Source organism: Myxococcales bacterium, assembly GCA_012517325.1.
Classification (GTDB): Bacteria; Lernaellota; Lernaellaia; order Lernaellales; family Lernaellaceae; genus JAAYVF01.
Window position 1 is genome coordinate 82,761 of sequence record JAAYVF010000025.1, and the last position, 22,292, is coordinate 105,052.

The 22,292-nt window shown below is 65.0% G+C and carries 18 protein-coding genes; 10 read left to right on the forward strand and 8 right to left on the reverse strand.

The genetic code is table 11. The annotated features are described in order from the left end of the window. The first annotated feature begins 3 nt into the window (after nucleotides 1–3). Entirely contained in the window at nucleotides 4–1,857 is a 1,854-nt protein-coding gene (locus GX444_05170) for a 4Fe-4S binding protein (protein ID NLH47979.1), read from the forward strand. Between the two features lie 3 nt (nucleotides 1,858–1,860). After that, nucleotides 1,861–2,586, forward strand: coding sequence for a 2Fe-2S iron-sulfur cluster binding domain-containing protein (locus GX444_05175; protein ID NLH47980.1), 726 nt, complete (start codon nucleotides 1,861–1,863; stop codon nucleotides 2,584–2,586). Nucleotides 2,587–2,974: 388 nt separating this feature from the next. Here GX444_05175 and GX444_05180 read toward each other — a convergent pair whose 3' ends face one another. The 5 genes from GX444_05180 to GX444_05200 form a co-directional block, all read right to left on the reverse strand. Then, on the reverse strand, nucleotides 2,975–3,997 hold the full coding sequence (locus GX444_05180) for a flippase-like domain-containing protein (protein NLH47981.1): 1,023 nt from the start codon (nucleotides 3,995–3,997) through the stop codon (nucleotides 2,975–2,977). Between the two features lie 30 nt (nucleotides 3,998–4,027). Beyond that, nucleotides 4,028–4,891 carry a methyltransferase domain-containing protein gene (locus GX444_05185; GenBank protein NLH47982.1) on the reverse strand — a complete coding sequence of 288 codons (864 nt, stop codon included), beginning with the start codon at nucleotides 4,889–4,891 and terminating at the stop codon, nucleotides 4,028–4,030. A 325-nt stretch (nucleotides 4,892–5,216) separates the two neighbouring features. Beyond that, nucleotides 5,217–5,474, reverse strand: coding sequence for a hypothetical protein (locus tag GX444_05190; GenBank protein ID NLH47983.1), 258 nt, complete (start codon nucleotides 5,472–5,474; stop codon nucleotides 5,217–5,219). Between the two features lie 7 nt (nucleotides 5,475–5,481). Continuing rightward, nucleotides 5,482–5,865: a hypothetical protein gene (locus GX444_05195; protein ID NLH47984.1), complete on the reverse strand. Its 384-nt coding sequence runs from the start codon at nucleotides 5,863–5,865 to the stop codon at nucleotides 5,482–5,484. Between the two features lie 74 nt (nucleotides 5,866–5,939). After that, entirely contained in the window at nucleotides 5,940–6,170 is a 231-nt protein-coding gene (locus GX444_05200; GenBank protein NLH47985.1) for a hypothetical protein, read from the reverse strand. Nucleotides 6,171–6,295: 125 nt separating this feature from the next. Between GX444_05200 and GX444_05205 the strand changes: the two genes are divergently transcribed. Then, entirely contained in the window at nucleotides 6,296–7,036 is a 741-nt protein-coding gene (locus GX444_05205) for a hypothetical protein (GenBank protein NLH47986.1), read from the forward strand. Between the two features lie 104 nt (nucleotides 7,037–7,140). On the opposite strand, the gene GX444_05210 is transcribed toward GX444_05205, so the two are convergent. Then, entirely contained in the window at nucleotides 7,141–8,106 is a 966-nt protein-coding gene (locus GX444_05210) for a P1 family peptidase (GenBank protein NLH47987.1), read from the reverse strand. Nucleotides 8,107–8,156: 50 nt separating this feature from the next. Here GX444_05210 and GX444_05215 point away from each other — a divergent pair, with 50 nt between their 5' ends. Together GX444_05215 and GX444_05220 are read left to right on the forward strand one after the other, a co-directional pair. Next, entirely contained in the window at nucleotides 8,157–9,596 is a 1,440-nt protein-coding gene (locus GX444_05215; GenBank protein ID NLH47988.1) for a hypothetical protein, read from the forward strand. Nucleotides 9,597–9,665: 69 nt separating this feature from the next. Then, nucleotides 9,666–10,595 (forward strand): DUF4349 domain-containing protein, encoded by a 930-nt coding sequence (locus tag GX444_05220; GenBank protein NLH47989.1) that lies wholly within the window; start codon nucleotides 9,666–9,668, stop codon nucleotides 10,593–10,595. A 642-nt stretch (nucleotides 10,596–11,237) separates the two neighbouring features. Here the strand turns inward: GX444_05220 and GX444_05225 are convergent. Further along, complete coding sequence (locus GX444_05225; protein NLH47990.1) at nucleotides 11,238–12,953, reverse strand: TldD/PmbA family protein; 1,716 nt, start codon at nucleotides 12,951–12,953, stop codon at nucleotides 11,238–11,240. Between the two features lie 141 nt (nucleotides 12,954–13,094). Here GX444_05225 and GX444_05230 point away from each other — a divergent pair, with 141 nt between their 5' ends. The 4 genes from GX444_05230 (at nucleotide 13,095) to GX444_05245 (ending at nucleotide 18,194) form a co-directional block, all read left to right on the forward strand. After that, nucleotides 13,095–14,741, forward strand: coding sequence for a glycerol-3-phosphate dehydrogenase/oxidase (locus GX444_05230; GenBank protein ID NLH47991.1), 1,647 nt, complete (start codon nucleotides 13,095–13,097; stop codon nucleotides 14,739–14,741). Between the two features lie 45 nt (nucleotides 14,742–14,786). Further along, entirely contained in the window at nucleotides 14,787–16,241 is a 1,455-nt protein-coding gene (locus GX444_05235) for a hypothetical protein (GenBank protein ID NLH47992.1), read from the forward strand. A gap of 99 nt (nucleotides 16,242–16,340) precedes the next feature. Further along, the gene (locus tag GX444_05240; protein NLH47993.1) at nucleotides 16,341–16,934 is read left to right on the forward strand and encodes a hypothetical protein; all 594 of its coding nucleotides are present in this window, start codon (nucleotides 16,341–16,343) and stop codon (nucleotides 16,932–16,934) included. A 45-nt stretch (nucleotides 16,935–16,979) separates the two neighbouring features. Beyond that, nucleotides 16,980–18,194, forward strand: a complete 1,215-nt coding sequence (locus GX444_05245; protein NLH47994.1) for an aminopeptidase P family protein — start codon at nucleotides 16,980–16,982, stop codon at nucleotides 18,192–18,194. Between the two features lie 221 nt (nucleotides 18,195–18,415). Here GX444_05245 and GX444_05250 read toward each other — a convergent pair whose 3' ends face one another. Continuing rightward, entirely contained in the window at nucleotides 18,416–20,542 is a 2,127-nt protein-coding gene (locus GX444_05250; GenBank protein NLH47995.1) for a S8 family serine peptidase, read from the reverse strand. Nucleotides 20,543–20,695: 153 nt separating this feature from the next. Between GX444_05250 and GX444_05255 the strand changes: the two genes are divergently transcribed. Further along, on the forward strand, nucleotides 20,696–22,078 hold the full coding sequence (locus GX444_05255) for a tryptophanase (protein ID NLH47996.1): 1,383 nt from the start codon (nucleotides 20,696–20,698) through the stop codon (nucleotides 22,076–22,078). The last annotated feature ends 214 nt before the right edge of the window (nucleotides 22,079–22,292 follow it).

Genomic DNA, 22,292 nt, shown 5'->3' on the forward strand with positions numbered 1-22,292 from the left:
GATATGGAACGGCTCACCAGCTATGCGGCACTGGAAGAGTTACGGCGGAAACTGATCGCCGCGCGCGACCCGCAGCGACCGATGATCGCGGTCTGCGCCGGCACCGGGTGCATCGGCTGCGGCGCGACGCACGTCGTCGCGGCGTTCCAGCAAGAACTGGAACAGCGCGGCCTGAAAGAGAAAGTCGATTTCCGCGCCACCGGCTGCCACGGCTATTGCGAACGCGGCACCTTGGTGGTCATCCATCCGCAAAAAGTGTTCTACCAGACGGTCAAGGCGGAAGACGTCCCCGAGATCATCGAACGGACGGTTCTCAAGGGCGAGATCATCGAGCGGCTGCAATATTCGGCCGGCCCGGATCAGCCGAAAGTCATGCACGAGCACGACGTGCCGTTCTACAAGAATCAGCAGCGGCTGGTTTTCTCGATGAACGGCTTCATCGATCCGACCTCCATTGAAGATTACCTCGCGATGGGCGGTTACGCCGCGCTGGCCAAGGCGCTGCAGAATCCCCATCCCGAATCGATCATCGACGAAGTGAAAAAAGCCGGCCTGCGGGGCCGGGGCGGCGGCGGCTTCCCGACCGGCGTCAAGTGGGAGTCGTGCCGCCAGGCGAAGGGCGAGCCGAAATACGTGCTGTGCAACGCCGACGAAGGCGACCCCGGCGCGTACATGGACCGCTCGCTGCTCGAGGGCAATCCGCACCTGGTGCTCGAAGGCATGCTCATCGGCGCCTACGCCATCGGTTCGCACGACGGTTACATCTACGTGCGCAACGAATACCCGCTGGCGGTCAAGCACACGATGATCGCGCTGGAAAAGATGCGCGAGCTGGGCTTGCTGGGCGAGAACATCCTGGGTTCGGGATACTCGTTCGACGTCAAGGTCAGCCGCGGCGGCGGCGCGTTCGTCTGCGGCGAATCGACGGCGCTGATGGCGTCGCTCGAGGGCCTGCCCGGCGAACCGCGCGCCAAATACGTGCACACGATCGAACACGGCCTCTACGACAAGCCCAGCAACCTCAACAACGTCGAGACCTGGGCCAACGTGCCGTACATCGTGCTGCACGGCGCCGACGAATACCGCAAGATCGGCACCGCCGGCAGCCCGGGCACCAAGATCTTCTCGCTGGTCGGCAAGGTCAACAACACCGGCCTGATCGAAGTGCCGATGGGCATCACGCTGCGCGACATCATCTTCAAGATCGGCGGCGGCATCCCCAAGAACAAGAAGTTCAAGGCCGTGCAGACCGGCGGCCCGTCAGGCGGCTGCATTCCCGAATCGTTCCTCGACCTGCCCGTCGATTTCGACAAACTGTACGAGGTCGGCTCGATGATGGGCTCCGGCGGTTTGATCGTCATGGACGAGGAAACCTGCATGGTCGACGTAGCCCGTTACTTCACCGCCTTCCTCTGCGACGAAAGCTGCGGCAAATGCGTGCCGTGCCGCGAAGGCCTGATGCAGCTGCGCAATATCCTGCAGGACATCTGCGACGGCAAGGGCCGGCCCGGCGACCTCGAACTGATCGAGGAACTGGGCGAGACGGTCACCGCCTGCAGCCTGTGCGCCCTCGGCCAGACGGCCACCAACCCCGTGCTGTCCACCCTGCGGTTCTTCCGCGACGAATACCTGGCGCACATCGAACAGCACCGCTGCCCGGCCGGCAACTGCAAGGCGCTGATCACCTACCGGATCGACGCCGAAAAGTGTATCGCCTGCGGCGCCTGCAAACGCGCCTGCCCTTCCGAAGCGGTCGTCGGCGCCAAGAAAGTCAAGCATTCCATTCTCGTCGACAAGTGCATCAAGTGCGGTCAATGCTACGAGGTGTGCCCAACCGACGCGGTTATCAAGGAGTGAGCGATGGCCGAGCTGATTAAAATCACCGTCAACGGCAAGGAAATTGCCGTGCCCTACGATACCCCGCTCATCGACGCCTGCCGCGAGGCGGGAGCGCGCGTGCCGACCTTGTGCCACAACGAAAACCTGCCCGCCTACGGCGTCTGCCGTATCTGCTCGGTGGAAGTCAACGAAGGCCGCCGGACCCGCATCGTCCCGTCCTGCGTTTACACGGTGCGCAAGGAAGTAAAGGTCGAAACCGACACCGACCGCATCCGCCGCCATCGCGCCATGTTGCTTAAATTGCTGCTGGCGCGCTGCCCGGAGGTGGAAGTCGTTAAAAAACTGGCCGCCGAGTACGGCGTCGCCGCGGCGCCGGAACGGTTCGTCAAACGCAACGACGACTGCATCCTGTGCGGCCTGTGCGTGCAGACCTGCCGGAACATCGTCGGCGTGGCGGCCCTGGCTTTCGAAAGCCGCGGCACCGACCGCAAGGTGGCCGTCCCGTTCGACAAGGAAAACCCGGTGTGCATCGCCTGCGGCGCCTGCGCCTACATTTGCCCGACGCAGTGCATCGACTTCCACGACGAAAAGGGCGTCCGCCATTTGGACAAATGGCACCGCCAGGCCGAGATGATGGTTTGCGAAAAGTGCGGCAAGTACTGGCTGCCCGACGCCTTCCAGAACGAGATGGCCCACCGCATGGGCCTCGATCCGGCTTCGTTCAAGGTGTGCCCGGACTGCCGGTAAATTATTCGATTCGACGATCCGTCAAAGCGGGGCCTTCACGGTCCCGCTTATTTTTACTTTCCAACGTGCCACTCTTCCAGCCGAGGGACGAGGCGCAAGGTGAGCCCAAATTTATTCCGCCAATTCTGTCTTATTCGCGTTCATTTGTGGTTAAAAACCACGCCTTTCTCCCGCGTTCCGCGGGAAAAAGACGTGGCACACCAACACTCTTTTGCACACCAACCCCCCCTTTTAAACCAGGACAGAAATGGAACCGCGAATAAACGCGAATGAACGCGAATGGGAAAACAATGGTTGTTTTCTAATTTGTGCCCTTCATTCGCGGTGATTGACCCCACTTTCAACCGAGGAACGAGGCGGAAGGTGTGCCGATTTGGCTTCTTTGCGGTTATGGGCGGGGTTCGTGTTTCCGGGCCAGTTCCGTCTCGAGTTCGCTCGCCGCGTCGCCGAACCGCTTTTGGAACCGCAGCAGCACGACCGCGCCGACGAACACCGCGAACCACAGGGTCGCCAGGCGGATGATCAGCGTCGCGGCCGCCGCCGGGGCCTTGGTCAGCACCGCCGGGCCCATCAACGCCGCGGTCTGCAACATGGTCAGCATGCTGCCCTCGGTCAGGCCCAGGCCGCCCGGGCTGGCGACGCCGATGATCGTGCCCAGGGCGTAGATGAAACACGCCGCGAGCAGCGACGGGTCGGGCGTGAAGGCGCGGATTGCGATCCAGAACCCCAGGCATTCGCAGAGCCAGGCGCAAAGCGACAGAAACGTGGCGACCGTCAGCGGCAGCAGGCGCACCAGGCGGTTGATCGACTCGTAAAGGTTGTGCATTTTGCCGCCGATCCGGGCCAGCGGTTTCCAGCGTTCGAGCAGCGCGATGACGCCCAGGCAAAGCCGGCGGTTGCTCATCACCAGCACGAAGGCCGCCAGGATCGCCGCCACCACGCCCAGGATCGTCAGGCTCGAATCCGACACGGTGAACACCAGCAGGCCGGCCACGCTGATCAGCACCAGCGAAATGAAATCGGTGATCCGCTCCGCCACGATGATCGGCGCCGACACGGTCAACGGCGTGCCGTTGCGCTGCTTGAGCAGCACGCTTTTGAGCAGCTCGCCGATCTTGCCCGGGCTGATGGTCATGATCAGGCCGGCGAGAAAAATCACCAGGCTGTCGCCGCGCGCCAGCGGGATCTTCAGTTGGCCGAGGTAGAAATGCCATTTCAGAAAGCGCAGCAGGTAATTCGCGAAAGCCAGCAACAGCAACAGCGGAAACAGCAGCCAGGGAAAATCGCGCAAGGCGGTTTCCAGGTCGCGCCAGCCGGAATAAACCACCACCAGCACGTAAACCAGCCCGCCGATGGCGATGCCCGCGATCAGTTTGCCTTTCAAGCGGGCGATCAAGGTGTTGCCGGCCATTCAGTTCTCCGTGACATGAGGTTGACTAACTTAGGGAGTCGGGCGATCCGATGCAAGGGCGGACCGCCGCCAGACCGCCAGGTAGCCGACTTCGAGCAGCGGCAGGAAGCGATCGGCCGCGGCGGTGAGGCGCAACAGGCCGGCGTGGAGGCGGCGGCCCCAAGTCCAGCGCAGGTGATGTTCGCCCAGCCGATCCAGCCAGGCCGCCAGGCGCGGCGCCTGCCGGCGCGCGCGGGCGCGGTCGAAACCGAACGCCGCGTACAAGAGCGTCTTGCCCGCGTTGCGAAACACCCACGCCGGAAAGAACCAATGAAAATGAAACGACCAGCCCGTCAGGCCGCCGACCCGCCGCAGCTCCTCCGTCTCCAAACCCGCCTGCGCGGCCAACGCGCGCAGCGAACGTTCGGTGTAGCGCCGATAGCCGTGCGGGCCGTAGAGCGGAAACGACCAGACGGCGGGAACGGCGATCAGCGCGGCGGCGCCGGGTTTGAGCGTCCGGGCGAGGGCGCGCGCGGCGCGGCGGTCGTCGGCGAAATGTTCGAAGGCGGTGAGCGAAAGCACGAAGTCGAACTCCCGCCCGAGTCGGTCCGCCTCGTGCGCGTCCTGCACCAGTCGCCGGCCGGGAAACTCGGCGGGCAGTTCCAACGAGGCCTGCCAGCGCGCGTCGCTGATGTCGATACCGGTGTACGAACCGGTGACGCCGGCCTCGATGAAAAACAGCGCGTAACGGCCCGATCCGCAGCCCACGTCCAGCACGTCGGCGCGCGGCGGACAAAGGCGGGCGATCGCCGCCGGCACCATTCGCGTCAGCAGATAGCGGAACGGGCTGCCGGTATCGGCCTGCGCCGCCTTTTCTTGCGCCAACCGTCGCGCTTCGTCGTAGGAAATCGCCATGTCGTTTTCCGCCGGGGCTCCGGGTAATGAACGGCTTGGCAGCCGCGATCTCAGAATCGCACCCGGAAGGGTGCTCCTACCGTGTTGGTAAGAGCGGCTTGGTAGCCGCGATCTCAGAATCGCACCCGGAAGGGTGCTCCTACCGAATTGGCAAGAGCGGCTTGGCAGCCGCGATCTCAGAATCGCACCCGGAAGGGTGCTCCTACCGAATTGGTAAGAGCGGCTTAGCAGCCGCGATCTTAGAATCGCACCCGGAAGGGTGCTCCTACCGCTAAAACCAAATTCGCGCTTCGCGGTTTAGTATAAGGAAACGTTTTTCGCCTGGCTACTTGCCCGCCGGCGCCTTTTTGGGCCGGCCGGCCAGCCACTCCTCGATGAACCAGTGCGGCGGGTCGGGTTGCGCGACGAATTCCTCGCCCCACGGCCCGTAGGCCTTCGACAAGCGCAGTTGGTCCCACAGTCGCTTGGGATGCTCGGTTTGCCGCCACCAAAAGCGGCCGTCGATCAGGCCGCGCCAGCCCGCCGGCTCGGGAGTCAGCGCCGCGCCGGACATCTCACGGCCCGCCATCAATTCCGGTTTCATGATGGATCTACCTTTCTCCGGCCCCGGGCCGGCGATAGCGGCGGCGCAAGCAGAGCCGGGCGGCCGCCAGGCGTTTGTGCACGGCGGTTTTGCTCAAGCCCAGCCGCACCGCGATCTGCCGTTCGGACAATCCTTCGGTCACCAGCAGCCGCAACGCCTCGCGCCGCCCGGGAGTCAGGTCCGCGAGCAGCGGTTCCAGCTCGGGCGCGAAGCCGCTGGGCAACCATTCCGCCAGCGTGACGGTCGTGCGGCGTCCGCACAAAATCTGGATGAATTCCGGCGAGACCAGCCGCTCGCGGCGGTGGCTTTGGCCGGTGACGGCCGCCAGTTCCCGCGTCAACTCGCGGCAAGGAACGCGACAGACGGCCCGGCGCGAACAAGCAAAGCACATGACGTCCTCCCGACCGTTCGGCGCGGCTGCCGAACGGCGAAAAGGCCGCCGATGTGCGGGTGGGCCGTGGTGGTTTAGACCGCCTGGAGGCGGTAGGTGATGCCCAGCTTCAGCAGTTCGATCTTGCGCGGGTGAAAGTGCTCGTCGTAATGAACCTTCACCCCTTTGACGCGTGACCAGGCGTACCGGTCGGCCCAGTAGCATCCGCCGCTGATCGACACCCCCGGCGCGGTCGGCCGCGTGCCGACCAGGGCGCGGTAACGCGAAAAATCACTCATGATTTCCTGGATTTGCCGCTCGTCCATCATCCCCTCCAAAAGCCGGTCCGCGACCGGAAAACCCCATACAACGACTTTTTTTCTTGACAGGACTGTAATATAATAGTAGACATGTGTCAAGGAAAAAATCTATTTATGTAGAAAGAGCGAAAATGAACCCCGAAACCGGCAATTTTCCCGCGCGCCTGCAAGAAGAAATCGACCGCCAGGCCGGCGGCGTGGTGCGGCGCTTCGCCCGAGAGATCAACGTCAATCAGCAGGCGGTGCACAACTGGCTGGCCGGCGAGCGCCTGCCGGGGGCCAAGGCGCTGGCCGCGATGTGGGACACGTACCGCATCGATCCGCTGTGGCTGCTGACCGGCGAGCGGCGCGGTCATGGCCCGGTCACCCTGCGCATCGCCCCGCCCGCCGTGCCGCCCGGCGCCCGGCGGCAGACCGGCGCGTTTCTCGCCGAGGAAGTCGGGCGCGACCGTTTCGTCTCGGTGCCGCTGCTGGCCGACCGCATCGCGGCGGGCCGCCCGCGCGAGGTCAGCCCGGCCGACATCGAGGATTTCGCCATCATCTACGCCGACTGGCTGCCGCATCCCGACGAGGTCACCTGCGTGCGCGTCGCCGGCGATTCGATGTCGCCCATCCTGACCGACGGGGCCATTGTGGCCATCGACCATCGCCAGCGTGATCCGCGGGCGCTCAACGGCAAGATGGTCGCGTTCCGGCAAGACGGCGGGGCCTCGGTGAAGTGGTGCCGTTACGTTTCGCCCGATCTGGTGATGGGCCTGCCCGAGAACAAAGAAACCATGGAAAGCGGCGGGTTGCTGGTTTTCAAGAACGAGGACGTCAACGACTGCCTCGTCGGCCGCGTGGTCTGGTGGTGGGGGCTGCCGAGGGAATGAGGCGAAATGGGGAATGGGGAATGACGAATGGGGAATGCGAGGCCCAGTTAAGACATCGGTAACCGGCGTGAGGTAATCGCGGCAGCCGCTAAAAATTTAACGATTCAGCGCTTCTCCCGCGCGTCGGGCAGCAGGCCGAAGCCGTCGGCGCGGCGGACGGCGCGGACGATGGCTTCCGCGAGGGCCTCGGCGGCCAGTTGGCCGACGGCGGGGAGGTCGGCGGCCAGTTCGCCGCAGCCGAGGGCGAGCACCACGTCGCCGTCGAAGGGGCCGTGGCAGGGGCGCACGACGCGGGCGAGGCCGGTCTGCGCCATGCGCGCCACGAACTGCGCCTGGGTCTTGTCGAGCCGGGCGTTGGTCGCCACGACGGCGAGCACCGTGTTGTCGAGTTGAAAGCCGCGGTGTTCGCGCACGGCCTGTTTGGCCAGGACGCGGGCCGTGTCGGCGAAGCCGCCCCGTTTCACATCGCGCGCACCGGCGACGATCTCGCCGGTGGCCGGGTCGAGGATGTCGCCCCAGGCGTTGACCGCCGCGAGCGCGCCGACGATCAGGCCGTCCGCCGCGCGCTTCCGGCTCGCCGTGCCCAGTCCGCCCTTCATCGCTCCGTTGATTCCGAAAATCTTGCCGACCGTCGCGCCGTAGCCCGCGCCGACGCTGCCCTCCGCCACCGTCGTTCCCGCCGCGAGCACCGCCCGGCGGGCCAGTTCGGGGGTCGGTCGCGCGCCGCTGTGGCCGAAGCCCAGGTCGAACAGGGCCATTGTGGGGACGATCGGCACCGGGCGACCGGGCGACGGCATGCCGACGCCGCGTGCCGCCAGTTCGTCCATCACCCCCGCCGCGCAATCCAGGCCGAAGGCGCTGCCGCCGGCGAGCACCACCGCGTCGACGCGCGACAGCAAATGTTCGGTCAGCAGCGAATCGCACTGGCGCGTGCTGATCGCCGCGCCGCGCCGGTCGATCGAACCCACGGCGGGCGGGTCGCACCGCAGCACGGTTACGCCGGTGCGGCCGGTTTCATCGTGCGCGTGGCCGACCGTCAGGCCCGGTACGTCGGTGATTTGGCTTGTCATGAAATACGCCCCCGCTTGTTTGCCGGATACTCTAACCCTATAGTCGGCCCATGGGCAAATCACGCTGGTTTTGGGCGATTTTCGCGCTGTTTCTCGGCGTGCGCCTGTGGGCCTTCGCGGCCGGCGACAACGGCATCGACTTTCACCACAACGCCTTCGACCGGCCGCTGTACGTCGAACGGCAGGTCGCGCGCGGCGATTTCCGCCCCGACCCGGTTTACCCGCCCGTCCACTTCTACCTGCTGGCCGCGCTGCGGCTGATTTCCACCGACCTGGAATACGCGCCGCGCCTGCTGTCGCTATTGTGCGCGCTGCTGTCGTTCGTGCCACTCTGGCGGCTGACTCGGCGCTGGTTCGGCGACGCCGCGGCGGCGTGGGCCGGGTTGGCGTACGCGCTGTTTCCGCTGGGGGTGCGCGTCGCGGTGGTGTCGCTCGAGGTCGCGCCCTACCTGCTGTTTCTGGCCTTGGCGTTCGAGCGCCTGGCAGCGGCCTGGCAGACCCGCGCAACCGACCGCCGGGCCGAATGGACGGGGGTGATCTGGCTGTCGCTGGCGGCGGCGACCCGCTTCGAAGGATGGATTTTTCTGCCTCTCGTGGCGTTGCTGGCGCTTTGGCGCGATCGCACGGCCGGCCTGCGCACCGTGGTGCTGTGCGCCGTTTTTCCGGTGGCGTGGCTCGGCTATCAATGGCTGATCACCGGCCGCCCGTTCTACTTCCTGGCGGTCAGCGGCGAAATCAGCCGGGTGCACATGGCGGCGGTTCCGCTGGCGGAACGCTTGCTGGCCTGGCCGCGGATCGTCCTGGGCGCCACGAATCCGCTGGTGACGTTGGCGGCCTTGGGCGGCTTTGTTCTGCCCGCCGCGCGGCGCAACGGCGGCTGGCTGATACTGCTGTTTGTCGTGAGCCTGGCGGTTTTCACCGCTCGCACGGCACTGGGTGCAGCCGGGTTCAACGAAACGAAATACGCGGCGGCGCTGGGCCTGATGTTGCTGCCGTTCGCCGGGTTGGGCGCGGCGACGGTTCTGGCGAAGCTGGCCGCCGACCAGCGCCCGCTCGGGGCCGCGGCGGTGGCCCTGGCCTGCGGCGCGATCTCGCTGTTCCAGATCGCCGGCGACAACGCCCGCTTTCGCGCCGATCCGGATTTGCGGGCCGTCGCCGCGTGGCTGGCCGAAAATCGCGGCGATCGCGCCGTCGTCATCGGCACCCGCGACCAGGGCTTCCTGTTTCTCGTCGGCCGCATTCCGCCGCAAGCCCGGCTGCTCGCCTCGACCGACGATCAGACCGGCCGCATCGACCTGAACGAGCTGCAAAAAGCCCTGCGCGCGCCCGGCGAAAAATTGCTGGTCTACGACACCATTCCCGACGGGATGGATTTTTTCCCGGTGCTGAAGCTGCCGCCGGGCGGCGAGGCGGACGCGCTGGGCGGCCATTTCACCCCCTTGCGGCAACAAGGCCCCTACACCATTTACGCGGTCCGCGAGTTGCCGTAAAAAAAAGCAGAACATTCATCGCGAAGTGTTGTCTAATCGTCACGGAACCACCTGCTGCGGGAGGACTTCATGCGCGCCAAGGCTCTGCGAATATTACTCGTCGTCGCGTTGCTCGGGCTGTTGTTGGCTTGCGGCAAGGCTTCCTTCAAAGCCGCCGAACCGGAAATGACGAAAGCGGCGACGCTCGTCGCCGATAAAATGGCCGAGGAGCAGAACGTGGCGGGCGCTCCGCCGGCGCCGGCCGCCGCGACGGTCGACGGCGACAATCCCGCGCCGAACGCCGAAAACCTGGCGACCAGGGGGCGCAAGCTGATCCGCGAGGGCGACGTGCAGTTGCAGGTGAAGGACGTCGAGACCTCCCGGACCAAGCTCGAGGAAATGACGGCCGCCGCCGGCGGTTTCGTCGCGGGGGTCAAGCATTCGCGCGTCGCCGGCGTGCAATCGCTGGAAATCACCCTGCGCCTGCCGACCGGCGGGTTCGTCGCGTTCGTCAAAAGCCTGGCGGTGCTGGGCACCGTCGAGTCCGAGAACGTCACGGTGACGGACGTGACCGATCAGTGGGTCGATCTGAACCGCCGCATCGAAACCAACGAGAAACTGGCGTCGCGCCTCGAGGAATTGATTCAGAACAAGAGCTACCAGTTCAAGGATCTGCTCGACGTCGAGCGCGAACTGGCGCGGCTGCGCCTGGATATCGAACGCCTGCAAGGCACCCTGCGTGGCCTGGACGACCGCATCGCGCTTTCGACGCTGCACCTCACCCTGCGGCAGGAAATCGTGCAGAAGATCGTGCCGCCCGACAGCGTCTTCGCGCCGCTGCTCAACGCGCTGGAAAACGCCGGCCCGAACTTCCAGAACAGCCTGCGCGCGATGATGCGCGCCGCCGGCGGCCTGATCACCCTGGTCATGGTGCTGCTCCCCTGGCTGATCCTGGCGCTGCTCTTCTTCGGCGTGCTGTGGCTGATCGTCAAACGGCAAAAACGGAAGCAGGGGAAATAGACACAGAGAACAATTTCGAATTTGGAATTTCGAATTGGGAATTGGGAATGCGGAGTGCGCCCGAGCGCCCGAGCCGCCCCGGTCCGGTTACGGAAAATTAATGGTCGTCTTTCCGTGCGCCGGCCGGAATCCACGTATCTGCTTACCTTGGTGCTTCATGCCGTAGGCATGATTGAATCTAGCCCAGCGTTTCAACGCTGGGTTTCGGTTCGCGCCATTTTTCTTCGTGCCGTAGGTACGTCCGCATGATCTCCCACATTTTTCGTTGTGAACCGTGCTTCGAGGCACGTCCCTAATGGGACGAAACAATCCGCGGCATTCATACCCAGCGTTGAAACGCTGGGCTAGGTTCAATCGTCCCTGACGGGACGTTAGGAAATTATAAAAACCCTCGCCGTCTTTTCGTGCGAAAGCCGGAATCCACAACGTCATGCCGACGCCCACCAACCCGTCATGCCGAACTTGTTTCGGCATTTGAGCTTCAGACCCTGAAACAAGTTCAGGGTGACGGATTGGTATTGTTCAGGGTGACGATTGGTGTCCGCTCGGCATGGCCATCGATCCGGACGGATCGAAGACCATGGCACCCCGGATTGAATCGCACCCATCGAGTCGGCCAAGGGCTCTCGTCGCGGCAAAAAATCACTTATCCGCATACGGCGGCGGCAGGACGGGCGGCTTGGTTGGTTTGTCCTGGACGCGTTGGATTTCGATTTCGCTGACCAGCAGGCTGGGCGCGATGACGCTGACCGGCACGAAGCCCGATTCGGCGCCGCAGTAGCCGTTGAAGAGCCCCGGATCGTCGCCCGCGGCTTCAACCTTGCCGATCGACAGCAGCGGGGTGCCGACGAGTTCCGCGCCGCGCACCAGTTCTTCCCGGCCCGTTTGCGCGTCGACCCGGTACAGCAGAACCGGCCGGTTGGCGAACGCCTGGAAGTTGAACTGGTCGGTCGCCGTCTCGCCGCCCATGCCCTGCCGCAGCCAGAGGCCGTAGGGCTTGCCCTTCCGGCGGGCCAGTTCCAGCAGTTTGTCCTTCAGTTGGGCGACGGGCACGGTGTCGTGGGCCTCAATGATCAGGTTGCTCATGCGGCTCATCGGGGCGTGCAGCGGATCGGCGCGGCCGTGGCCGTTGCTGTGATCGGCCTGGCGGATCGGCCGGCGCGAACGCAGGAAATCGCGGAGCACGCCGCGCTCCACCAGGGTCACGCGCTGGGCGGGAACGCCTTCCTGATCGAAATCGTAATAGCCGTTGAGGTCGGCGGCGCCGAACCGGCGGAGCGTCGGGTCGTCGATGACGCTGAGGAACTCCGGTAGGATTTTCCTGCCGACTTTTTCCTTGAAGGTCTGTCCCTCGTCGACGCCGCGCGTCCGGTCGCCTTCCAGCCGGTGGCCGATGGCCTCGTGGAAGAAGATGCCGCTGACGGTCGGGTCGAGGATCGCGGGGCCGTCGTAGGGATCGAGAACCGGCGCGGCGCGCAACGCGACGAGCTGCTCGGCCATCGCGCGCACCGCGGCGATAATTTCCTGTTTGGTCGGCAATCCCGCCTCGCTGCGGGCATAGCGCGAATAGTAGTCGGTCACCGTCAGGCCGTCGTCGGTGAGGGCGCGCGCCTGGGCGTAAAACATGAAATAGAAGGACGGCACGCGCAATTCGGTGCCTTCGCTGTTGAGCAGGTATTCCACGCCGGAGTGCGTTTGCAGCATGGCCTGCGAATCGAGCAGCGCCGGGTACTTCTTCAACTCGGCGCTGGCCTCGCGCAGCACTTCCTTCCAGAATTTTTTATCGAGTTTGACCGGCTGATCGGGGGCGGAATGCCGGACGGGTTTTTCGCGAGTGAAGTCGTGCAGTTCGCCGTCGGGATTTTCGCGGTAGACGGCGCGGGCGCGCTTGTTCAGGTAGGCGGCCGACGCGTTCTTGAAACGCAGATCCGTCAAGCGCCACAACTGCGTGCGGATCGCGTCGGTGTCGTCCTCGATCGGCAGGTCGATGTAATCGAGGTAATTGAAGGTATCCTGGTCGGGATCGAACGAGTCGAATTCCGACCGGTCGGAGGTGTTGTCCAGCGCGTAATCGCCGACGCGCACCTCGACGTAGGCCTTGCGTTCCCGCCCGCCGCTTTCGCTGAGTTCGGCGCCGAGGATCGCGTCGGCGCGGTAGTTGTCGTTTTCGACCAGCCGGTAGGCGACGAAATAGGGCTTGGCGTAATCGGGCAGCGACAGCCGCGCCATCGTCCGTTCGAGCTCGGCGCGCATCGCCGCGAGCAATTGGTTCTGCCCGGCCGGCGCCGCCGCCCGCGTTCCCGACCACAGAACGGCGGCCAGCGCCGCCAGCGCGATTCCCATCCAGACACGTCGCATGCTTGCCTCCCGCGGTGCGCGGCTGTTTCGGCCACGATAGCGAAGCGGCCGGCGCTTGTCGACACGCGGGCGCCGTGCGCCGGTTTGACGCGGTGCGGCATCCCACCTATATTAACCGTTGAAATCGCCAAGAGGTGAACGATGAAGCGCGATCTGAAGCGGATGTCTCAATCTCCCCTCGACGTTCTGTTTATCGGCGGTGGTATCACGGGGGCGGCGGCGGTGTACGACGCGGCCCAGCGCGGGCTGCGGGCCGCGCTGGTCGAAAAGCACGATTTCGGCTGGGCGACCAGCGCCGCGACGAGCAAGCTGGTGCACGGCGGCCTGCGCTACCTGAAAAATCTCGAGTTCGGGCTGGTGCGCGAAAGCCTGCGCGAGCGCCGCATCCTCGAACTGATCGCCCCGCACCTGGTGTATCCGCTGCCGTTCCTGGTGCCGACCTACCGCGGCACTTCCAACAATCTGCCGATGATCGGCGCCGGCATGTTGCTCTACGAACTGCTCAGCTACGACAAGGCCCGCCTCGCCGACCACGAGCGCCAGGTGCCGTCGTTCCGCCTGCTGTCGAAGAAAACCGTGCTGGCCGAGGAGCCGGGGGTCGATCCGACCGGCCTGTCGGGCGGCGCGATCTACTACGATTGCCAGATGCACAGCCCCGACCGGCTGACGCTCGAATTCGTGCTGGCCGCCGCCGGCCTGGGCGCGCAGATCGCCAACTACGCCCAGGTCGATTCGCTGCTCAAGGAAAACGACCGCGTCGTCGGCGCCCGGGTCCGCGACGTGCTGTCCGGCGAAACGTGCGAAGTGCGCGCCCCGATCGTCGTCAACGTCGCCGGCCCTTGGGCCGATTTCGTCTCCGAAATGGCGCTGGGCGGCGAAAAGAAAAGCCTCATCCGCAGCCAGGGCATCCACCTGATTTTCCGGCCGGTGATCAAAAACCACGCCGTGGTGCTGCGGACGCGCGGCGGCCGCCACTTCTTCCTCATCCCCTGGCGCGGCCTGACGCTGGCCGGCACCACCGACACCCGCTTCGAGGGCCATCCCGACGAATACCGCGTCAGCCGCGCGGCGGTCGACGACTTCATCCGCGAGATCAACGAGGTCTTCCCCTCGGCGCAATTGAAGTTCGAAGACATTTGCTGGACCTACGGCGGCCTGCGGCCGATCGTCGAGGATGAGACCGACGTCGAGGTCGAGGTTTACAAGGCCAGCCGCAAATACGAGATCTACGACCACGCGCGCGAGGACAAGCTCGAGGGCTTCGTCACGGTCATTGGCGGCAAATACACGACCAGCCGCCGCCTGGCCGAAACCCTGCTGGACCTGGTGGAAAAGAAACTCGGCCGCGCCGTGACGCCGTGCCGCACCGCGCGCGCCCCCCTGCCCGGCGGTGATTTCGGCCGTTGGCGCGATTTCCTGACCGAAGGCGCCCGCCGCCATCCCGAGATCGGCGCCGACATGCTGCAACAACTCAGTCTGGACTACGGCGCCCGCCGCGAAAACGTGCTCGCCCGCCTGGCCGACGAACGCCTGGCGAAGCGGCTCGACGAGCGGCATCCGATTCCGGCCGCGGCGGCGGTGGAAGCGGTGGAAACCGAGATGGCGCAGACGCTGCAGGACATCGTCTGGCGGCGGACCGGGCTGGGCACCACCGGCCAGCTCGACGAGGCGGCGCTGGCCGCGGTTGCATCCCTGGCCGGAGAGCGATTAGGTTGGGATGCGGCGCGGCGGCAGCGGGAAATCGATTCGGTGCAGGAACGCCTCGCGACGCATAACATCGCCGGCTGAACCGCTCGCCCGGCGGCGTTTATCTCAAGGTGGACCGTCGATCCCATGAGCCGAAAAGCCGATCGGGTGCCTTTCAGAGATAACGCGACCGCCGTGACAGGCAAGCCCCGGCCGCGCCGAGGCACCTTCTTTTTTTGCCTCGCCGCCGTGGTGCCGTTGCTGGGAATGACGGAACAGCTCGCGTCAGGCGAACGACAAATCCTTTTTTTCCGCGACTATTTTTTCGGCCTGCTGTGGATGACCGGCCTGATGCCGTTGTCCATGGCGTTCAACGACCCGCGCCGCTTGTTGAAAGCCGGCGCGGTTTTGTTGGTCGTCGCCCTGGTGGTCAGCCTTTGGCGCGCCCGGCGGTTCAACGCCGAATGGTGGGTTTCCGGTACTTTGACCGGAATGCTCTGGCTGCCGGTCGTTCTCCTGGCCTGGCTCGGCTACGCGTTCTGGTTTCTGTTCGCCGCCTGCGATCCACCGTTGGGCGCGGTCGGAGGCCTCCTTTTACTGGCCGGTTACTTCCTGACGCGCCGCCGAACTGGCTGGTGGCGGCGTCACGTCTGGCTCTGGCCGGCGTTCGTCGGACCGCTGGCGTTTCTCGCGCTCAATCTGGCCGACCACTACCGGGCGGAACCGGTGCCGCAAACCCGCCTTTCGCCGACGGCCGCCTACGAAGCCCAGCGGCGGAGTGGCACGGACTACATCGCCGACGCGGCCGCCGGCAAGGTGCTGATCGGGCAGGACGGCGATTATCGCCCCGTGCCGGGCACGAGCGGCACGCAGACGATGTTGCTGAGCGGGAGCGGTGACTTTTTCACCAACTATTGGCGGCAAGGCGCGCAAACGCTTGTCCGCCTGACCGCGGACGGGACCGAGACGATCGACCTTCCCGGCTGTGAAAAACCGCTGGGCATCGACCTGGACGAGGAACGCGGCTACCTGCTGGTCGCCTGCGAAACGTCCTGCACGATTCACCGGCTGGATTTGAATAGCGGCCGTCTGGGCAAGCCGCTTCCCGCGCCTTGCTACACCTACTACCTCAAGCTGGATCACCAACGGCAGCGCGCCTATGCCGCCGGTTATCTGATTCAGCCCGTCGTGATCGCCTTCGATCCGGCGACCATGACCGTGGTGAGCGAGCATCCGGCCGGCTTCATCAACGCGGGCCTGGAAATCGACGAGGCCGCCGGCCGGGTGTTCGTGGCCGACATCGGCGCGGCGAACATCCTGGTGTTCGACTCCGATTTGCGGTTGCTCGGCCGGATCGCCGCCGGCGTCGGGCCGCGCGATCTGGCGATCGACGCGAAGCGTGGCGTGCTGCTCGCCGGCAATTACTTTTCCGGCACGGTTGCGGTGATCGATCTGCAATCGCTGCGGGTCGTGCGCCGCCTGCGTATCGGCCGGTCCGGGCTGTTCCGGCGGCTGCGCGGCGTCAGCGTCGGCGACAATGGTTCCTGGCTGATCGCCGATCGCTCCGGCGTCTGGCGCGTCGATCCGGCGGACCGGCGCTGACTGGAAAAGGGACTTGTTGCCGCCGGTGCAGGCACGTTAAGATAGAGTTATCCGCTTGTCGGATGATGTGATTTTTCGTCGCTTACCACGAGGTCGGCCATGGAAGTGAAGGACGCCATCGCCAAGATCGAAGCCCGCATTCGCGAACTGAAGCGGGACTACGAACTGTTTTTCAAAGGCGATCTCCGCCGCGCGCCGCTCGCGGAACGGCATAAGCTGCAGGCGGCGATCGAGAAGCTGCAGCAGGTCCATATCACCAACACGCAAATCCGCTTCAAACTGCAAACGGTCGCCAGCCAGTTCTCCTCCTTCGCCCACTATTGGGACAGGATCATGGCCCAGATCGAAGCCGGAACCTACGCCCCCGACCGCTTCAAGGCCGACATGCGCGTCGGCAAACTCAGCGAGGTGCGCGAGGCCGCACAGCAAAGCGCCGTCGAGGAAAGCCGGGAGGCCAACCGCCAGCCGGCCCCGCCGGCGCCGCCGAAAGAAGCCGACGGCATCAAGGAACTCTACCGGCAGTTCGTCGAATCGCGCCGCCGCACCGGCGAGGGTGCCGACGTCAACTTCGAGGCCTTCGAACGATCCATCGAAAAGCAGCGGCCGGCGCTGGAAGCCAAGTTCGGCGGCAAGGTGCAATTCAAGGTGGTGGTCGAAGAGGGCAAGGCGAAAATCAAAGGCTTCACCGACTAGCCGGCAACCCCGCCACCGCGGAGCGGCGCTTCGCCGAGGAACACCATGTCCGTCGTTTCCGAGTTGAATCCGCCCCTCGTTCCGCCCGCGGAAATCGCCGCGCGCACGGCTCGATTTCAGGCCCGCCTGAGTGCCCAGGGCCTGCCGCTCGCGGTGATCTCGCACCCGGTCGACCTCTATTACCTCACCGGCACGATGCCCGACGGCTGGCTCATCGTTCCCGCCGCCGGCCGGCCGGAGTTACTCGTCCGTAAAAGCCTGTCGCGCGCCCGAAGCGAATCGCCGCTGGACGACGTACGGCCGTTTCTGGGGATTCGCGGTCTGGCCGACGAGCTGCTGGTCCGGCTCGGCGACGGCGCGACGAACGTCGGCCTCGACCTGGACGTGCTGCCGGCCGCGACCTTTCTGCGGCTGCAGGCGCTGTTGCCCGCTTACCGCTGGATCGACAGCGGCCCGTTGATCCGCCAGATCCGCGCCGTGAAATCGGCGTGGGAGGTGGAGCGCCATCGCCGGGCGGCGCGGCAGTATCTCGCCACATTTCAGGCGATCCGCGACAATTTGCGGGAAGGAACGACCGAACTCGAGCTGTCCTCGCTGGCCGAGGCGGCGATGCGGCGTGAGGGCCACCAGGGGCTGGTGCGGTTTCGCCGGTCGGGAATGGAATTGTGGTTCTGTCTCGTCGGCACGGGTTTGGGCCCGTCGTATCCGACGGCGTTCGACGGTCCGGTGGGCAGCGACGGCCTGCATCCGGCCTCGGGCCCCGTGGCCGGCCGGCGGCCGATCCGGCGCGGGGTGCCGGTCATGGCCGACATCGTCGGCAATCACGAGGGCTACCACGCCGACATCGCTCGCTTGTTCTGCCTCGGCGAGCCGCCCGACGAATTGAAGCGCGCCCACGATTTTTGCCGTACGGCGCTGCGCCGCATCGAAAACCTGATGCGGCCGGGAACGCCGTGCGACGAAATCCATCGGGAGATCAGCGCCTGGGCGAAAGCGCAGGGCGAACCGGAAGGCTTCATGGGTTACGGCGAAAACCGCGTCAAGTTTTTCGGCCACGGCATCGGCCTGGAATTGGACGAGTACCCGATTATCGCCGGCGGCTTCACGCTCGCACTGGAGCCCGGCATGGTGTTGGCGGTCGAGCCCAAGGCCTTTTACCCCGAACTCGGCCCCGCCGGCCTGGAAATGTGCTACGTCATCACCGAGCAGGGCCCCGAACCGCTGCTGGACTACCCCGAAGAAATTCAACTCGTGCCGTAAAACGAGGGATCGCGAAGCGCGGGAAAAAGGTGTGCTTTTTAACCGCGAATACACGCGAATGAACGCGAATAAGACAGGATTACCGGATTAAATTTCGGCACACCATCCACAGTCCGTTTTCCTTTTCGTATTCGGGCATGACCGCGCCATTTTTGGCGAGGGCGGTTAAAAACCAAGGGCGCCCCGAAAGAGGCGCCCTGGCAAACCATCAGGCGAGCGGATCAGCAGCCGCAGCCGCCACTGTCGTCGTCATCGTCGTCGTCGGCCGCGTCGTCGTCGTCATCGACGGGCGAAGCGTCGTCGTCGTCGGCCGGTGAGGCGTCATCGTCGTCCGGCGTGTTGTCGTCGTCGTCGGTATCCGGCGAATAGACCAGGCCGCTGTAAACGTAGCTGACGTCCTGCGGGCCCTGAGCGACGTCGTTGCCTTTGATGTGCACTTCGTAGTCGCCGGACGGCGCGTTGGCGATATAAACCTGTTCGGTGTTGTTCAGGTGGTCGGCGCCTTTGCCGGCGGGTTGGGCCGGGGCGGTCGGATCGAGCAGCCACGGATCGTATTGCGTTCCGTTCGGGCCGATGATCACCAGATCCAGGTCGTTCACCAGGTTGCCCTTGGCCTGGTAGGCGCCCGGCGGATCGGTCCAGACGATGGTCACTTTCACCGGGCCGGCGCCGGATTTCTTGAATTTGGCGACGAAGTCGTCGCCCTGCTCCACCGTGACCGTGTCGAAGGTGCCGGCGTGGATCAGGTCGAGCAGCGGCGGAATGCGCAGACCGCCGTAGCCGTAAGTGTAGTCGGGCCCCGGATTACCCAGGTCCACCGCGCTGTGGATGATGAAGCCCTTCATCAAGGCCGGGGGTGGATCGTCGCCGCCGATTTCCTTGTCCCAGTATTCCAGCGCCAGGGCGGTCGCGCCGGTGACGACCGGCGAGGCCTGGCTGGTGCCGCTCATGTCCATGTACATCGGCGTGCCGAACAGGGTGGCGCAGCTATGCGTGCCGATCATCGTCAGGCCCTGGTCTTTCTCGTGGCCCGGGGCGGCGATGTCGGGGCGCAGGCGGCCGTCGTCGGTCGGGCCGCGGCTCGAGAAGAAAGCGATTTCTTCGTCGAGCACGCTGGTCGCGCCGACCGAAATGGTGTTTTTCGCCGGCGAGGGCGGCGGGATCGTGTAGAAAGTGCCGGGGCAGCCGGAGGTCACTTCGTTGCCGGCGGCCCAGACGATGATCAGCGGCCGCGACCATTTGCCGCCGACCAGCTCGTCGATCAGCGCCGAGGTCATCGTGTAATCGCCCATCCAGGCGCATTTGGTGATCGGCTGGTTGGCGCCGAGGTTGGCGCCGATCGAATTGTTGGCGGTGCGCACGCCGTATTGCTCGATGGCCTTTTTGTAGGAAAGGTCGATGTCGCCGTTGTTTTGCACGAAGGGGAAGTTGCCGGGCAGCGCCGACGCGGTGATGTCCATCGAGACGATCGAAGCGCCCGGAGCCATGCCCGCGTAAGTGCCGTCGCTCATCGCGCCGTTGCCGGCCACGGTGCAGGAGACATGGTTGGCGTGGCCGGTGATGTCGGGCATGCCGGTCTGGCCCTGGGTGTAGCGGCCCTTCAGATCGGGGTGGATCGCGTCGCCGTCGGTCGTGGCCGGCACGATGCCGCCGTCGAAGATCAGCACCGGGACGCCGTCGCCGTTGACGCTGTAGGGCGGCTCGTGAACCGCGTTGGCGCGAACCAGGGCCCGGACCTTGTTGTTGCGGGGTTCCCAGGCCGGTTCGGGAATCGACACGTACTGCACGCCGTCCAGGTCGGCGAGTTGCCAGGCGTCCTCGGGCGCCGCGACCGTCACGTAGGCCAGGTCGATCGAATCGGCCATGGTGACGATTTCCGCGCCCGCCGAACGCAACAGTTCGGGCCGTTCCTTGACCGGAACGTCGGCGAAGAATTTCGCGACCAGCAGAACCTCGCCGGCGCCGACGTACGCGTATTCGTCGATGTCGCCGGCGACCAGGCGGGGCTGCATTTTATCTTCCGCTTCCAGCGGCGCGACCAGCCGGAAGGGCGAAAGCGCCTTGTTCGCGCCATAGCGGCGCGGTTCGATGTAGGCCAGGTAAGCGTGTTGCGGAATCGCGGCCAACAACCGGACACCCTGCGCGGCCAGGGCGTCGCGCTGCGCTGCGGTGGGCGTCTGGGCCAGTTGCACCAGGGCGTGCCGCCCGGACAACTCCGCCAGCGCCGACCAGGGCAGATCCGCGTCGCCGCCCGCGATCGTGCGGCTCTTCAACAGGACCGGCGCCCCCCAGGCGGTGGCGGCGCTCAGCAGGGCGGATAACAACAGAACGGTCAACAGCTTCTTCATCGCTTGTTCCCTCCGGACGACTTGATCGGCCATTGTAGAAAGGGTCTAAAAACAAGGCAATCCAGTCCGGATACAATTCGCCGCGGCCCGATTGCGGCCCCGAAAGCCGCGGTTTAAACTCCCCCTCGATTCAGCCACTGAGAGGAGAGAAAAATGCCGGATTGCAAGTGGCCCGCCTTCGAACCCTACAAAACGAAAATGGTCGAAAAAATCCCGATCACCACGCCCAGCCAGCGCCGCGCCGCGGCCGAGCGCGCCAATTACAACCTGTTCCGCCTTCGCGCCAACGAGGTGACGATCGACCTGCTCACCGACAGCGGCACCGCCGCGATGAGCGATCAGCAGTGGAGCCGGATGATGGTCGGCGACGAATCCTACGCCGGCGCCGAGAGTTTCCACCGGTTCCAGGATACGGTGCGCGGCATCACCGGCATGCAGGAAGTGCTGCCGACGCACCAGGGCCGGTCGGCGGAAAACCTGCTGTTCTCGGTGCTGGTCAAGCCGGGCGACCTCGTGCCCAACAACACCCACTTCGACACCACCGAGGCCAACGTAGCCGCCAAGGGGGCCAATCCGGTCAACGAACCCTGCAGCCAAGCGTTCGACATCTACCTCGACAAGCCCTTCAAGGGGAATATGGATGTCGCCGGCCTGGAAAAGATCCTCGCCGAAAATCCCGGTAAAGTGCCGCTGGTGATCATGACGGTCACCAACAACAGCGCCGGCGGCCAGCCGGTCAGCATGGCCAATATCCGCGAAACCAGCGAAGTGTGCCGCAAATACAAGGTGCCGTTCTTCCTCGATTGCGCCCGCTACGCCGAAAACTGCTGGTTCATCAAACACCGCGAAAAGGGCTACGAACGCAAATCGATCGAGGACATCGCCCACGAAATGTTCGGCTACGCCGACGGCGCGCTGATGAGCGCCAAGAAAGACGCCTACGTCAACATCGGCGGCTTTCTGGCGATGCGCGATCCCGAAACCAAGGCCCGCGTGACCGAACAGATGGTCGTCATCGAGGGGTTCGTCACTTACGGCGGCCTGGCCGGGCGCGACCTGGAAGCGATTGCCCAGGGCCTGCGCGAGGGGTTGGACGAGGACAACCTCACGGCCCGCATCCGGCAGGTGGCGTTTCTGCACCGGCGGCTGACCGAATTGGGCGTGCCGGCGCTGACCCCGCCGGGCGGCCACGGCGTTTACCTCGACGCGTTGAAGATTCTGCCGCACATTCCGCAAAAACATTTTCCCGGCCAGGCGCTGAGCGTGGCCCTCTACCTGGAAGGCGGCGTGCGCGCGGTGGAGATCGGTTCGGTGATGTTCGCCCACCCCGATCCGCAAACCGGCGAAATGGTCTTCCCGAAACTGGAAATGGTGCGGCTGGCGATTCCGCGCCGCGTTTACAGCGACAACCACATGGAACACGTCGCCCAGTCCTGCGCCGCGGTGATGGCCCACACGACGAAAATCCGCGGGATGCGCTTCACCTACGAGCCGCCGCGGCTGAAGCACTTCCTCGCCCATTTCGATTGGGTGTAAACGAGAAGAACGACCCGAAACGCCGCCGGATCCGGCGGCGGCGAGGGTTAAGGCATACTCGGCACGATTTGCGGCCGGTTGGGAAAAAGCACTTTATGATATATTTATCTTTGGATACAAAAAAGTACTTGTGTGCCGGCGTGACGGGTGTTATAGATATTTGTTGTCAACGTAAGGATGGGCAAAGAGCGCGGAGCGACGGAACCGATCGGAC